We start from the raw sequence: 13,599 nt of genomic DNA, 5'->3' as shown, positions 1-13,599 counted from the left end.
GGCCTCGCGAGTTGGCGCTCGCGAGGCCGGTGGCGTTCTCCCTGACTGTAAGTGACATCGGCGGACGTCTACTCGACGGCTCGCCGCGCCGCATTTGGCGCAATATGTAGTGCCGCTTGCGCCAAATCGGTACCAGATCTTGAGTGTTGGGCGTCTGACCTGCGCCAACTGACCCCATCGAGGATGTAGACCCACAGTGGTCAGGCGGCTTCCCTGCTCGAGCACCTCTTCCGCGCGCTGCGGGGTGCCGTCGGCCAGGCCCCGGTCGATCGCGCCGCACCGGCGACGCCGACCGCCATGACTAGGCCGATCAGGGGTGTGCCGGACGTGATCGCCGGTCTAACTGTCAGCGTGCGGCGGCCAGCCCGAAGTCCGACGGTGCGATGGACGGGAAGACCTCGTCCAGCGCCCCGAAACCGCAGCGCTTCTGCAGGATCTCGCCGATCACCGCGCGATAGTCGGTCGTGGCCGCCAGGTCGCCGTCGGCCAGCGCGCCCGGCGCCAGGGTCGGCCACGCCGCATAGACCTTGCCGCCGCGCACCCCGCCGCCCATCAGCAGCATCGCGTTGCCGTGACCGTGGTCGACGCCCCGCGAGCCGTTCTCCGCGACCCGCCGCCCGAACTCGCTGATCGTCACCAGGGTCACGTTCTTCATGCCGTCCGGGCCCATGTCCGCGGCGAAGGCGGCCAGGGCCAGGGACACCTCGTAGAGGTTGTCGTACATCCGCTGGCCCTTGACCGCGGTCCCCAGGCCCTCGTGCATGTCCCAGTCGCCGGAGTCGACGGCCGCCGCGGCGAGGCCGACGTTCGACTTGATCAGCCGGGCCACGTCCTTCAGGGCGGCGCCCAGCTCGGTCGCCGGGTAGACGGCGCCGTTGGCCGGCGTGTACGCCACCGCCTTCAACGGGGTGTTGGCGGTGAGCGCGGCGTCGGCGGCCAGCGCCGGGGCGGCCAGCAAGGGCGGCGCGTCCGCGTACATCTTGCGCAGGGCCGCGGCGATCGGCCGCTTGGCACTCTCCCCGGCCAGCATGAACTTGTCGACGGAAGCCATCGACACGTCGGCCGACGGGCCGCTGAAGATCCGGGCCGGCATGGCGTCGCCCATCGCGACCCCGGCCAGCGGCGCCTTGCTGCCGGTCATGCCCAGCATCCGGTCGAGCCAGCCGCTGCGCACCGAGGTGCCGGCCGCGGCCCGCTCCATCTCCTCCATCGCGGCGAAGTGCGACCGGGTCGGGTTGGGCTGGCCCACCGCGTGCACCGCGGCCAGATTCCCGCCGCTCCACATGGGCAGCAGCGGCGCCAGGGCCGGGTGCAGGCCGAAGGTGCCGTCGCCCGCGATCACCTGACTCTTCGGCAGGGCGATGCCGGGCCGGGCCTTGTAGTAGTCGGGGTCGCCGATCGGCGCGATCGCCGACAACCCGTCGAAGCCGCCGCGCAACGACAGCACCACGAGGGTGTCACCGGCGTATGCCTCGGCCGCGAAGGCGAGCTGCGTGGAGAGGCCCTCGCTGACCAGGCCGGTCAACGCCGCGCCGGCACCCACGGCGAGCGTGCGCCCCAGGAGCCGCCGCCGGCTCATCGATGACTTGAGTTCGTCACAACCGCAGATCTCGGCTTCCATCACGATCGCCGCCTAACGAAGAGAGAACGTCGGTGCGTCGAGGACCAGTGCGATGAGGTACGGCGCGCTGCCCGCGAGCGTCTTGTCGGAGCTGCTCAAGGAACTCGTCGGCAGCTTGCCCGCGACACTGAGCACGGCGGCGGTGTGCGCGGCCGGTAGCTTCGTGCCGACGAGCCGCACGGCGAGCGCGTCGACCAGCGCGCCGTAGGTGGCGGGCAGGACGGGCACCAGGGACTTGAGCAGGTCGGCGGGACGCACGAGCTGCTTGGGGTACCAGCCGGCGGCGAGGTTGAGGTGGCTGTTGCAGCGCATGAGGAACGCCGACGGCGACGCCCAGGCCGGGGCGACGTCCGGGAAGCCGTTCGGCGGCGCCCAGCGCAACGGGGCGTTCCCGGCGTCGACCAGCATGTTGTAGAGGGCGTCCAGGCCCGCGACGCCGGTCGCCTCGGGTGCCAGGCCGAGCGTGCGCACGGTCGCCGCCAGGTCCTCGAACGGGGTGCGGACCTTCTGGCCGACCGACGCGGCGAACTCCGGCGACGTGAACAGCGCACGCAGCACCGGGACGATGGCCGTCTTGTTGTCGAGGTAGACCTTCGCGAGCTTCTCGATCAGCGAGGCCGGCGGCTCGTCGGCGACGAACCGCACGCACAGGCGGGTCATCAGGCGGGTGGCGGTGGCGGGGTGGTTGGCGAGGTGGTCGAGGAAGGCGAGGGAGGCCGCCTCGCCGCCTTCGGCGGTGGCGTTGGCGTGGGTGAAGCCGAGTACGGAGACCGCGCCGGTGGCGTGCTTCGAGGCGGTGTACGTGTACGTGCCGGCGCTGCTCACGGTCATCCCGGTGAGCAGCCGGGCCGCCGCCTTCACGTCGGCCTCGGTGTAGATCATGCCGACCGTGTGCAGCTCCATCAGCTCGCGGGCGTAGTTCTCGTTGGGGTGCGCCTTGGTGGACGACCGGTTGTCGAGGTAGGTCAGCATCGCCGGGTGGCGGGCCGACGCCTTGAGCATGTCGGCGAAGGTCCCGAAGGCGTGCTTGCGGATGACCTGCTTGTCGTAGTCGGCCCGGCTGTCCCTGACGCCGGAGGACGGCGCGGCGATGTGCAGCACGTTGGAGAAGAAGTTGACCGTCGACTCCAGCAGCTGCCGGTTGCTCCAGATGGCGCGGGCCACAGTGGCCCGGCCGAGCTCCTTGAACGCGTCGTAGGAGTGCACCTTCAGCTTCCCGCGCACGGCGGTGATGTCGGCGCCGGCCAGCGGCAGCCGGGCCAGCACGCCGTCGCAGACGGTGTCCTTGATCGCGGCCGGGTTCAGCTGCTGGTCGAGCCAGCCGTTGACGCCGAGCCGGTTGGCCTCGGCCAGGGTGGCCGGGGTGGCGCCGAAGGTGGCGCGGCGAAGCAGATGCGCGATCTGGTCCGACGGGAGCAGGTCGGTGGTTGCGGCGGCGTACGCGGGCGCGGCTCCACCGGCCACGACCAGAGCGGAGGCTCCGGCGGCGGCAGCGGCGGTGGCCAGAACGGTGCGGCGCGAGGTCGTCGTCATCTGCATGACACGCCGTTCGGCCGCGCCGGTGGCTCGAATCGCGGATTCGGACACGCGCAACCGATGCGCAATCCGCGGGCACCCGTTCCCGGCAACGGCACCCGGACGTACGCTCGGTGGTGTGGATCACACCGAACGCGTACGAACTCCCGCCTCCTGGGTCGTCGTCGGCCTCGACAATGGCGGGACCTGCAACAACGCCACCGTCCTCGACGCCACGGGTCGATATCTCGTCGATCACCTGGTGGAGAATCCGAGCCTGGTCAACGACGGGCCCGAGGCCGCCGTCGAGCAGCTCGCCGAGGCGTTCCACGGCATCCTGGCCATGACCAGCACGCCGCTGACCCTGGTGCGCGCCGTCGGCCTGGACACGCCCGGCCCGGCCACCGCGGACGGCGTGATCTCGTCCAAGGGCTCCACGAACTTCAGCGAGAAGGCCTGGTGGGGCTTCGACATCCGGGGCGCGCTCGAGGCCCGCATCGGGCTGCCGGTGATCTACAACAACGACGCCAACGCCGCCGCCCTGTACGCCCACCACCGGTATTTCGGTGCGGACGCGGCGAACCGTGGCTCGGTCGCGGCGATCGTCGGCACAGGGCTCGGCGGTGGGGTCGTCGAGGCCGGCCGGGTGGTCAGCGGCGCCGCGGGGATGGCCGGCGAGCTGGGTCACGTGCAGATCCCGCTGCACGGCGTGCTCGAGGACGACCAGCCGGTGCCGCAGTGCAACTGCGGGTTCGAGGGCGACGTGGAGAGCATCGCCTCGCTGACCGGCATCAAGAAGAGCCTGCTGCCGTACTGGCTGACGAAGTTCCCGGGCCACCCCCTCGCCGCCGAGCCGATCGACAAGGCGGCGAAGATGCTGCGCGGGTACGCCGAGAAGGAGGATCCGCTCGCCCTGGCGGTCTTCGGGCAGCAGGCGAAGGCGATCGGGAAGCTGTTCACCATCGCGGCCAACTTCACCGATCCGCACGCGTACCTGCTGGGCGGGGGTGTGGTAGAGGCCCTGCCGCACTTCCGGCAGTGGTTCCTCGCCACCGTGCGCGAGCACACCCAGCTACGGGAGGAGCAGGCCGCCGTGGCGGAGTTCGCGCTCGTGGCGGATCTCGACATGGCCGGTGCCCGTGGGGCGGCGGTGGCCGCCCTCGACGCCGTCCGCAACCCCGCCGCCGCCCCTGTCACGACTGAAGGCTGACCTTGAAGTCCACACCGGACGTTCCCCGCTGACAGGGCGCTACGCAACGCGGGCGCCCACGCACTCGGGGCGCCCCCTGATCAGTCCTTGAGCGCGGTTTCGACGTCCGGGTGCAGCGAGAGGTAATCGGTGAGCCCGAGCGTGTCGAGCAGCCGCCGGAGGAAGCCGGTCGGCGCGGCCAGCCGCACCCACCCGCCGCGCTCCATCGCGCGGCCGTGGGCGGTGACCAGCACGCCGACGCCCATCGAGTCGCAGAAGTCGAGCCCGGACAGGTCGACGACGACCCGGGGTGCGGGCCGCTCCACGAGACGTCCGAGGTTCGCCTTCAACGCGGGCGCGGTGTCGATGTCGAGGGATCCGCGCAGGACCAGAACGGCCGTGTTCGGTGGATGGTGCGCGACCGAGACCTGCATGGCGGTGTCGCTTTCTCCGTGGGGCGGACGGGGGTTCTCCGAGGGGCTCGCAGGGTCAACGGCTGGTTAACAGCCTATGCGAGCCCGTCTCTGGGACCGAGCATCGATCCGGCCGATGCGAACCGGCGAGTAACCTCAACCCGGTGACCACCAAAGGCGATCTCGTCGACGATTTCGAGCTGCTCGACCAGGACGGCAAACCGCGCCGGCTCACCGAGCTGCTGGCCGGCGGGCCGGTCGTGCTGTTCTTCTACCCCGCCGCCATGACCAGCGGCTGCACCGCGGAGAGCTGCCATTTCCGCGACCTGGCGGCCGAGTTCGCCGCGGCCGGAGCCCAGCGCGTCGGGATCAGCCGCGACCCGGTCGCCAAGCAGCGGCAGTTCTCCGACCTGCACGGGTTCGACTACCCGCTGCTCTCCGACACCGACGGCACGGTGGCCAGGGCGCTGGGCGTGCGTCGCAAGCTCCCGCTCGGCCCGCTCAGCAACCGCCGGATGACCTTCGTGATCGACACCGACCGCCGGATCCTCGAGGTCATCCACAGCGAGGCGAACATGAACGCGCACGCCGACCAGGCGTTGCAGGCGCTGGAGGGAAAAGCTCAGGAGGCGTAACGCTTCTCCGCACGGGCCCGCGCCTTGACCGCCTCGACCTCGCGGTCCTTCGGCGGCGCGGTGGTCACCAGCTCGGCGAGCAGTTCCTCGGTGATCTTGGTGACCTCGGCCACAGCTCGGTTGAAGGCCTCCTCGTTGCGCTGTGACGGCTTGGTGGTCCCGGCCACCTTCCGGACGTATTGCAGCGCGGCGGCCTGCACCTCGTTGTGGGTGGCGGGCGGCTCGAAGTTGTGGAGCTGGCGGATGTTTCGGCACATGCCCCAACACTAATTACGATCGAGCGATGGTGCACTGGTACGAGTCGTCGATCGACCGCCAGCTCCGTGAGGCGCGGGAGCGGGGCGAGTTCGACAACCTTCCCGGCGCCGGCAAGCCGTTGCCCGGCGCCGGCAGCGAATACGACGAGGACTGGTGGGTCAAGGACTGGCTGCGCCGCGAGGGTGCGACCGCCGGCGTGCTGCCGCCCAGCCTGGCCCTGCGGCGTGAGCGCGCCGAGATCGAGCAGCTCGTCGATCGCAAACCCAGTGAGCAGGCCGTGCGCGACTACGTGGCGGCGCTGAACGAGCAGATCCGCAAGGCTCGCGTCGGCCTGATGGACGGCCCGCCGACCCTGCTGCCACCCCTGGATGCCGATGACGTGGTGCGCGGGTGGCGGGCCCGCCGATCTAGGAAGACTTCTCGGTGATCTCGAGCGGTTTGCCGGTCAGCACGTCCGAGCGGACGAAGTCCAGGTCGATGTTCACATCGGTGAACTTCAGGTACGGCAGCGTGAGCGGCGGCGGCTGCTCCGGCGTGAAGGTGACCGGGATCAGGCCGAACAGCTTGCCCTTGAACCGTTTGGTGTAGAAGCGGACGTTGCCGGTCGTCTTCAGCTCGCCGCTCTCGATCAGCGTCGTGCGCCCGCCGGCCTCGGGGATGGCCAGCGTGAACGGCCTGGTGATGGACTCCCGCATGCTGAATTTCAGGACCCGCTTCCGGCCCTCGGCGGTGTCGATCTCGGTGACGCCGTCGTAGGTCGAATCGAACATCTCCAGGGAGTCGCCGGTCATGATGCCGGCCTTGATGGAGACCACGGGAACGTCCTCGGGTGAGGCCTTCTTGTTGAGGACCCGCGGGCCGAGGCAGGGGATGTCCCCCGCCTTCTGCGACGGTGCCGGGGACGCGCTGGGTTTCCCGGACGGCGTGGGCTGACCGGGGACGCCGGGCGGGGTCGGCTTCGGGGTGGGGGACGAGGCCGGCGGGGCAGAAGGGGACGGCGACGGAGACTCCTCGCCGCCGATGCCGAGCAGATCGCCGACGCCCTCGACGAAGTCGTTCCAGCCGTCGACGATCGGATTGCCCGACTCGTCCGTGGCTGGATCTTCCGTGTCCTCGGCCGGGTCGGTGGCCGGTTTCTTGGCGGGCGTCTTCTTGGCCGGCGCCTTCTTGGCCGGCGCCTTCTTGGTGGGCTTTGGAGAGCGCGCCTTCTGGTCGGGAGATGCCGACGTGGACCGCGACGGCACGCCCTTGGGGCATTCTTCGTCGGCGCGGGCCGACGCGTTGCCCCCGACGATCACGCCGGCGCCGACCAGCAGCGGCACCAGCGTGATGACCATCAACTTGCGGTGGTGAACCCGCCCATCCCGGTGCTCCGGCGAGAGGGCGGGGTGGTCAAAAGGGGGCAGCTCCGCACGCGGAGATGCCTCGGCTCGCTGGGCCGGCTCTGTCGGTTCGGTGCGGGGAGTGGGGGTCCAGGCTATTGCCAGGGCGCCGCCCAGGACGCCCAGGATCATTCCTGCGCCGAAGCCGCCCAGGTTCAGGCCCATCAGCGAGTAGAGCGAAGTCAGCAGGCCGATGATTGCGTAGAAGTGGCGCTGGCCCGGGGTGAGCCAGGCCAGTAGCCCGCACAGCAGCAGAATCACCGGCAGCACGTACGAGAGATAGCCCTCCATCCCGATGTGGACCTTCAGGTCACCCAGGGACAGGTTGGCGCTCAGGAACAGCGCGAACGCGGCCAGGATCAGCAGCAGGCCGCCCCAGAAGGGTCGCCCGCGCCGCCACCGCCCGAAGCGCTGCCAGTTATCCGCGGCGGCCACGTCAGAAGCATTCCTTCGGCTTGGCGCCGAGGTTCAGCTTGAGGTTGAGGCCGGTCAGCTTGAACGTGCCGGCCGTGGTCGACACGGCGGTCTGCCGCAGGCCGTTGATCACGACCTTGTCCGCCTGCTGGCCGAACGCGCCGAGCTGGCCACGGGCCTCGGGACCGCCCTTGTCCAGCGTGCTCGCGTCCTGACCGATGTTGATGTTGGTGAAGGTCGCGTCGCCGGCCAGGTCCTTGACGCCGATCAGCAGGTTGGTCGCCGTGGCCGGCTTGCCCTCGGCGGTGCCCGCGGTGATGGTGAGGCTGACCGGGGAGCCGTCGACGTGCACCGACTGGCAGAGGTTGGTGAGCTTGGCGTTCTCGATGCCGGACAGAGCGACCGGGATCAGGTTGCCCTTGGCGTCCTTGACCGCGCCGCCGTACTGGGCGAACCCGTCGCCGTCGAGCCGGTCGGCGGAGATCTTGAAGTCCTGGCCGGAGACGGCGAAGCTGGCGGCGATCGCGCCGTTCGCCATCGCGAACAGCATGCCGCCCGCGATCAGGGCGGATGCGCCGGCGGCGATGCCGAATCTCTTCCAGTTGGTGCCACCGGACACCGTCACTGCGCTATCCGAGGGGGAGGTCAATTGAGGCCTCTTTCAGTGGGGGCGGTCGATGCGCTGACATGCTGCTCCGCTGTCGCGCAGGTCACAAGCGCGGTCATTACCGGCCAGTAACACGACCGGCGTCGATTGCGATCACGTGGCGTAACCTGTACCGGTTCAGCGACCGCTTTGCCCCTAACATCGGTTACGGTGCGGTGAACTAACAGCGTCATATTACGGATCGGTAACAAACCACAGGTATCTCCCAGGAACGGCTCGGTCCGTGCGTCGTGCACTGCTCAACCCGGGGCGACAGTTGCCGATTCATAGGAGGTGACCGACCACGAGCAGCAGCGCCTGGCCGCGCTGCACGAGTACCGGCTGCTCGACGCGCCGGCGGACGACGAGCTCGAGGCCGTCGTCCGGGTCGCCGCCGTGGTCGCCGGGGTGCCCTTCGCCACCCTGAACCTGATCGACGAGCACCGGCAGTGCCAGCTCACCACCACCGGCTTCGAGGGTGGCGACTCGACCCGGCGTGACTCGATGTGCGCGATCCGGTTCGAGGCCGGTGAGTTCGTATGGGTCCCGGACGCTAGCCTCGACCCGACGTACCAGGTCAGCCCCTGGGTGACCGGTGAGCTGGCCAAGGTCCGCTTCTACGCCTCCGCGCCGCTGGTCACACCCCAGGGACACGCGCTCGGCTCGCTGTGCGTCTTCGACACCGAGCCCGGGGAGCTGTCCCAGGCCCAGATCGACCGGCTCGAGGACCTGGCCCAGGTGATCCTGGCGCTGTTCGAGCGGCGCCGCCAGGCCCGGCTCAACTACGAACTGCTCGCCGCCTCGGAACAGCAGCACCAGGAGCTCCGGCGGACCCACGCCGAGCTGGCCGCCGTCAACGCCGAGCTGCAGCGCTCGAACACCGAGCTGGAGCAGTTCGCCGGCGTGGTCAGCCACGACCTGGCCGCGCCGCTCGCCGTCGTCAACGGATACCTGGAGCTGCTCGGCGACGAGCAGCCCGGCACCGGACCGGCGCAGGCCTGGATCGCGTCGGCCACCCGCGCGGTGGCCCGCATGCAGCGCCTGATCGAGGCGCTGCTCACGTACGCGCAGGCCGGCAGCGGCCCGTGCCGCACGGCCACCGCCGGCGTGGCCGACCTCGCCGGCCAGGCGATCACCGATCTGCGCCGCGCGATCGACGAGGCGGGTGCCGAGGTGACCGTCCCGGCCGGACTGCCGGCCGTGCACGGCGACCCCACCCTGATCCGGCAACTGCTGCAGAACCTCATCGGCAACGCGGTCAAATACCGCAGCCCGGCCCGGACCTGCCAGGTCGCCGTCGGCGCCGAACGGCTCCCGGACGGCTGGGCGATCTCGGTCGCCGACAACGGCGTCGGCATCCCCGCCGAGCACCGCGCACGGGTCTTCGAGATGTTCACCCGGGTGGACCGCACCCAGGCGGGCCACGGCGTCGGCCTGAGCACCTGCCAGCGCATCGTCGAGCGGCACGGCGGCCGGATCTGGGTCGACGGCGCACCCGGCGGCGGGACCACCGTGACCTTCACGCTCCCGGACGCCTGACGTGGAGTCCGTGCAGCGCCGTGTCGCCGCGGGCATCGCAGTGCTCCTGGTGCTGTTCGTCGCGCTGGTGGTGGTGCAGATGGTCGTCGGCGAGGGCATGCAGAACGCCCGGATGCGGCACGCCGACCGGCTCGATGAGGCGCGTGCGGCCAACAAGGACATCCTGCAGCACATGACGGACGCCGAGACCGGGGTGCGCGGGTTCCAGCTGACCGGCGCCCGGACGTTCCTGTCGCCCTACGACTCGGGGCGGGTCGGCGCGTTCACCGCGTTCGACCACGTGGACGCGCTAGCCCCGGACGCCGAGGTGCGCCGGTTGCTCGTCGCCGAGCGTGCGGCGGCGTCCCATTGGCTGTACGCGTACGCGGTCCCGATCGTGAACGCGGGCGTCGCCGACCGTGACGAAGCACGTGCCGCCCGCGCCCGGGAGTGGTTCAACGAGATCCGGACGGCCAACGCGGCCGTCGACGCGGCGATCCGCGCCGAGCAGCAGTCCGTGGCCGCCGCCGACCGTCGCCGCGCGCGTACCGTGCAGATCCTGCTCGCCGGCCTGGCGATGACCTTCATCGCGGTCGGGCTGACGATGGCGGCGGCGCTGCAGCGCCATCAGCTCGCCCCGCTCGAACACATCCGGCGCACGCTGCAGCGGCTTGCTTCCGGCGACCGGTCGGCCCGGGCCGTTCCCTCGGGTACGCGTGAACTGCGCGCCGTCATCGGCACCCTCAACGAGCTGGCCGCCGAGACCGAGCGGCTGCTCGCCGACGAACAGGCACGCACCCGCCGCACAGAGCTCCGGCAGGCGGTGGCCGCCGAGCTGCGCAGTCACCGCGACCCGCACCAGATCGGCATCCGCGTCGCGGAGATGCTGGCCGGCGCGTTCGGCGCCGACGCGGTGCACGGGCGGGCCGCGATCGACGCCGCCGCGATCGACGTGTCCTGGCCGGCGGACGCCGACCCGCTCCCGGCCGCGGTGGCCGGGGCGATCCTGGACGCACCGGGCCTCGAGGCCGGCGTGCCGTTGCGGGGCGCGCTGGCGGTGCCGCTGGGGGGCGACGCGGCCTGCGCGCCGGGGCTCGTCTGCCTGATCCGGCACGACGGTCCGCAGTGGACGGCCGAGGAGCGGCAGCACGTCGAGGCGGTGGCCCGCGAGATCGAGTACGCCGTGGGCCAGGAGCGCCTGCACACCCGCCAGGCTCGGCTGATCCGCGAGCTGCGCGCGCTCGACGGGCGCAAGGACGACTTCGTCGCGACCGTCACACACGAGCTGCGTACGCCCCTGACCAGCATCCTCGGGTACGCCGAGATGCTCGGCGAGGACGAGGACCTGACGCCGCCGCAGCGCCGGGGACTCGAGGCGATCCTGCGCAACGCCGTGCGTCTGCAGGAGACCGTCGCCGACCTGCTCCTACTCGGCCCGGCGGGGCAGCGCGACCATGCGGCCGCACCGGTCGACCTGGCCGCCGTCACGTCCGCGGTCGCCGCCGAGGTGGTCGTCGCCGCCCGCACCAAGGGGGTGCTGCTCACCGTGGACGCCGGCCCGGCCTGGGTGAACGGCGACGCGGAGCAGCTCGAGCGGGCGGTGCGCAACCTGCTCGACAACGCGGTGAAGTTCACCCCGGCCGGCGGCTCGATCACCTGCCGGGTGACCGGCGGCGGGCCCAGCGCCGGGCCCAGCGCCGAGCTGGAGATCACCGACACCGGCATCGGCGTGCCCCTGGCCGACCAGCCCGGGCTGTTCACGCCGTTCCACCGCGGCGCGAACGCGATGGATCAGGCGGTGCAGGGCTCCGGGCTGGGCCTGGCGATCGTGCGCAACATCGTCACCGAGCACGGCGGCGCGATCTCCGTACACTCCGTCCCGGGCTCTGGGAGCACCTTCACCATGACCCTGCCGGCCGCCGTGCCTAGCGCTGCTTCCGTTTGAAGGCGCCGATCAGAAGCGGCCACATCGCGCAGGCCGACGGATGCTGCCCGGCCGCCGCCGCCACCTCGGCCGGATAGGCGTCGCGCTGCGCCTCGTCGATCAGGCCGTGCGCGACCGCGAGCGGCGCGATGCTGCGGTAGGTGGCGGCGAGCATCCCCGCCGAGTCGGCCATCGTCCCCAGGATCCCGGCGACGTCGGTGCCGTCGGGCGCGCCGATGCCCGCCTCCGCGAACAGCGTCGGCAGCCGCGAGCCGAGCCGCACGTCCCGCCCGGCCGCCGCGTACGTCCCCAGGAACACCCGCCGCCACTCGTCCACGACGTCGATCGGCGGATACGAGTCCACCGTGCGCATGTCGTAGTCCTGCACCACCAGCACGCCACCGGGCGCCGTCCACCGCCACATCCGCCGCAGCACCGCCACGGGATCGGGGGTGTGCAGCAGGATGAGCCGCCCGTACACCAGGTCGAACCCGCCCGCCGGCACCGCGTCGTCGTCGGCCGTCACGTCCGCGGCCACGAACTCGCCGCCGCTGCGCTCGGCGGCCAACGCACCCAGCGGGACGTCGACGTCCAGGCCGACCACCCGCCCGGTCGGGCCCACCCGCTCGGCCATCAGCCGCATCGTCTCGCCCGGACCGCAGCCCACGTCGAGGCAGCGGGCGCCCGGCTCGAGACCGGCGCGGCTTAGCACGCGGGCCGTGGCCGGCTCCCAGATCGCAGCTTGGCGGCGCAGCCGCTCGTACTCCTCGGGCGTTCGCCCCATCACGTAGGTGGTCATTTTCCCCTCCGGACTGTCAACCATGTGCTCAGATGCTGGTCCCGGAGGCCGCGACGGTTCATCGTGGAGGCGATACCGAGATTTCGGAGAGCCGATGATCGATCCCCGCGGCCGCGACGCCGAGCTGGCCCTGCTGGCCGGCGGCCTGGACGCGGCCGCCGCGGGGTCCGGGCGCCTGCTGGTCGTCGAGGGCGGCGCCGGCATCGGCAAGAGCGTCCTCGCCGGCGCGGTGCTCCGGCTGGCCGGCGCCCGAGGCATGACCGTGCTGCGCGCCCGGGGAAACCCGCTGGACCAGGACTTCTCGTTCGGGGTGGCGCGCCAGGCCTTCGCCGCGGTGCAGGCCGGTCCGGCCTGGCCGGCCCTGTGCCGCGGTCCGGCGGCGCTCGCGTTGCGGGCGCTGACCGGCGGCACCCCGCCGCCGGCGTCGACCGCCGACGCCACCTACGCGGCGGAGCACGGCCTGGCCGCACTCACCGCGGCGCTGGCCGCCCGGGCGCCGGTGCTGCTCTGCGTCGACGACGTGCACTGGGCGGACGTGCCGTCGCTGCGCTGGCTCACCGGCCTGGCCCGGCGGGTGGACGAGCTGCCGCTGACGCTGCTGCTGGTGGTCCGCTCGGGGGAGCCCGCCCGCGACCCGTACGTGCTCGGCGAGTGCCTGACCGGTGCGACCTCGACGCTGGTCCGCCTCGGCCCGCTCGACGCGACGGTCGCGGCCGAGCTGGTGGCGGATCGCTTCCCGGCCGCCGGCCCGCGGTTCGCGACGGCCTGCCACGAGGCCACCGGCGGCAACCCGTTCCTGCTCAGGGCGCTGCTCACCCACCTGGCGACGACGGGTACGCCACCGGGCGAGGAGCTGGCGCCGGACGTGGTGGGCCCGGACGTGGTGGGCCTGGACGAGGTGGGCCGATGGCTCACGCAGCGGCTGCGTCGCCTGCCGGACGGCTGCGCGGCGCTCGCGCGCGCCCTGGCGGTGCTCGGCCCGGATGCCCGGCTGCACGACGCGGCGACGCTGGCGGGCCTGGACCCCGGACCGGCGGCGCTGGCCGCCGACACCCTGCGCGCCGCCGGCATCGTCGCCGGGCTCGTCTCCGGATCCGCGGCCGGCGCGGCACCCGCCACGCCGGCGGTCCCGGGCAGGCTCTCGCTGACGCACCCGATCGTCGCGGCCGCTCTGCACGACGGGCTCGGCATTGAAAAAGACGCAGAAATTGTTCAAGATTTAGAACAAGGTTTATACAGAAAACGTATGTTAAGTTACGGTGGTTTACTTAAACAAAAACATAAA

Annotated in this window: 13 protein-coding genes; 6 read left to right on the top strand and 7 right to left on the bottom strand. The window is 71.6% G+C overall.

Annotation, left to right across the window (positions count from 1 at the left end):
* Positions 1-346: 346 nt before the first annotated feature.
* Positions 347-1,621: a DUF1501 domain-containing protein gene (locus AB0M20_RS06985; RefSeq protein ID WP_364295007.1), complete on the bottom strand. Its 1,275-nt coding sequence runs from the start codon at positions 1,619-1,621 to the stop codon at positions 347-349.
* Between the two features lie 12 nt (positions 1,622-1,633).
* Entirely contained in the window at positions 1,634-3,154 is a 1,521-nt protein-coding gene (locus tag AB0M20_RS06980) for a DUF1800 domain-containing protein (RefSeq protein ID WP_364295001.1), read from the bottom strand.
* A gap of 121 nt (positions 3,155-3,275) precedes the next feature.
* Between AB0M20_RS06980 and AB0M20_RS06975 the strand changes: the two genes are divergently transcribed.
* On the top strand, positions 3,276-4,346 hold the full coding sequence (locus AB0M20_RS06975; protein ID WP_364294998.1) for an ROK family protein: 1,071 nt from the start codon (positions 3,276-3,278) through the stop codon (positions 4,344-4,346).
* A gap of 80 nt (positions 4,347-4,426) precedes the next feature.
* Here AB0M20_RS06975 and AB0M20_RS06970 read toward each other — a convergent pair whose 3' ends face one another.
* Positions 4,427-4,759 (bottom strand): STAS domain-containing protein, encoded by a 333-nt coding sequence (locus AB0M20_RS06970; protein WP_364294995.1) that lies wholly within the window; start codon positions 4,757-4,759, stop codon positions 4,427-4,429.
* Between the two features lie 143 nt (positions 4,760-4,902).
* Between AB0M20_RS06970 and AB0M20_RS06965 the strand changes: the two genes are divergently transcribed.
* Positions 4,903-5,373, top strand: coding sequence for a peroxiredoxin (locus AB0M20_RS06965; protein WP_364294992.1), 471 nt, complete (start codon positions 4,903-4,905; stop codon positions 5,371-5,373).
* On the opposite strand, the gene AB0M20_RS06960 is transcribed toward AB0M20_RS06965, so the two are convergent.
* Complete coding sequence (locus tag AB0M20_RS06960) at positions 5,361-5,630, bottom strand: DUF2277 domain-containing protein (RefSeq protein WP_364294989.1); 270 nt, start codon at positions 5,628-5,630, stop codon at positions 5,361-5,363. The two genes, AB0M20_RS06965 and AB0M20_RS06960, sit on opposite strands and share 13 nt — an antisense overlap.
* 26 nt (positions 5,631-5,656) lie before the next feature.
* Between AB0M20_RS06960 and AB0M20_RS06955 the strand changes: the two genes are divergently transcribed.
* Positions 5,657-6,058: a DUF1992 domain-containing protein gene (locus AB0M20_RS06955; RefSeq protein WP_364294986.1), complete on the top strand. Its 402-nt coding sequence runs from the start codon at positions 5,657-5,659 to the stop codon at positions 6,056-6,058.
* On the opposite strand, the gene AB0M20_RS06950 is transcribed toward AB0M20_RS06955, so the two are convergent.
* Entirely contained in the window at positions 6,039-7,448 is a 1,410-nt protein-coding gene (locus AB0M20_RS06950) for a DUF6114 domain-containing protein (RefSeq protein WP_364294983.1), read from the bottom strand. The two genes, AB0M20_RS06955 and AB0M20_RS06950, sit on opposite strands and share 20 nt — an antisense overlap.
* 1 nt (position 7,449) lies before the next feature.
* Positions 7,450-8,046, bottom strand: coding sequence for a DUF6230 family protein (locus AB0M20_RS06945; protein WP_364295004.1), 597 nt, complete (start codon positions 8,044-8,046; stop codon positions 7,450-7,452).
* A gap of 321 nt (positions 8,047-8,367) precedes the next feature.
* On the opposite strand from AB0M20_RS06945, the gene AB0M20_RS06940 reads away from it, so the two are divergent.
* Positions 8,368-9,612 carry an ATP-binding protein gene (locus AB0M20_RS06940; protein ID WP_364294980.1) on the top strand — a complete coding sequence of 415 codons (1,245 nt, stop codon included), beginning with the start codon at positions 8,368-8,370 and terminating at the stop codon, positions 9,610-9,612.
* Between the two features lie 10 nt (positions 9,613-9,622).
* Complete coding sequence (locus tag AB0M20_RS06935) at positions 9,623-11,536, top strand: ATP-binding protein (protein WP_364294977.1); 1,914 nt, start codon at positions 9,623-9,625, stop codon at positions 11,534-11,536.
* Here AB0M20_RS06935 and AB0M20_RS06930 read toward each other — a convergent pair.
* On the bottom strand, positions 11,517-12,314 hold the full coding sequence (locus AB0M20_RS06930; protein WP_364294974.1) for a methyltransferase domain-containing protein: 798 nt from the start codon (positions 12,312-12,314) through the stop codon (positions 11,517-11,519). The two genes, AB0M20_RS06935 and AB0M20_RS06930, sit on opposite strands and share 20 nt — an antisense overlap.
* A gap of 94 nt (positions 12,315-12,408) precedes the next feature.
* Between AB0M20_RS06930 and AB0M20_RS06925 the strand changes: the two genes are divergently transcribed.
* Positions 12,409-13,599 (top strand): AAA family ATPase (locus tag AB0M20_RS06925; RefSeq protein ID WP_364294971.1); only part of this gene is annotated, 1,191 nt, incomplete at its 3' end.

Origin of the sequence: Actinoplanes sp. NPDC051633 (assembly GCF_040681735.1) — a bacterium.
Lineage (GTDB): Bacteria > Actinomycetota > Actinomycetes > Mycobacteriales > Micromonosporaceae > Actinoplanes.
The sequence above is the reverse complement of the archived record's forward strand: the minus strand, read 5'-3'. Positions and strand labels throughout refer to the sequence as shown.

What these genes read in the sequence shown, in the direction of transcription:
- AB0M20_RS06985 (WP_364295007.1), bottom strand. Translation starts at nt 1,621, where the DNA reads ATGGAAGCCGAGATCTGCGGTTGTGACGAACTCAAGTCATCGATGAGC.
- AB0M20_RS06980 (WP_364295001.1), bottom strand. Translation starts at nt 3,154, where the DNA reads ATGACGACGACCTCGCGCCGCACCGTTCTGGCCACCGCCGCTGCCGCC.
- AB0M20_RS06970 (WP_364294995.1), bottom strand. Translation starts at nt 4,759, where the DNA reads ATGCAGGTCTCGGTCGCGCACCATCCACCGAACACGGCCGTTCTGGTC.
- AB0M20_RS06960 (WP_364294989.1), bottom strand. Translation starts at nt 5,630, where the DNA reads ATGTGCCGAAACATCCGCCAGCTCCACAACTTCGAGCCGCCCGCCACC.
- AB0M20_RS06955 (WP_364294986.1), top strand. Translation starts at nt 5,657, where the DNA reads ATGGTGCACTGGTACGAGTCGTCGATCGACCGCCAGCTCCGTGAGGCG.
- AB0M20_RS06930 (WP_364294974.1), bottom strand. Translation starts at nt 12,314, where the DNA reads ATGACCACCTACGTGATGGGGCGAACGCCCGAGGAGTACGAGCGGCTG.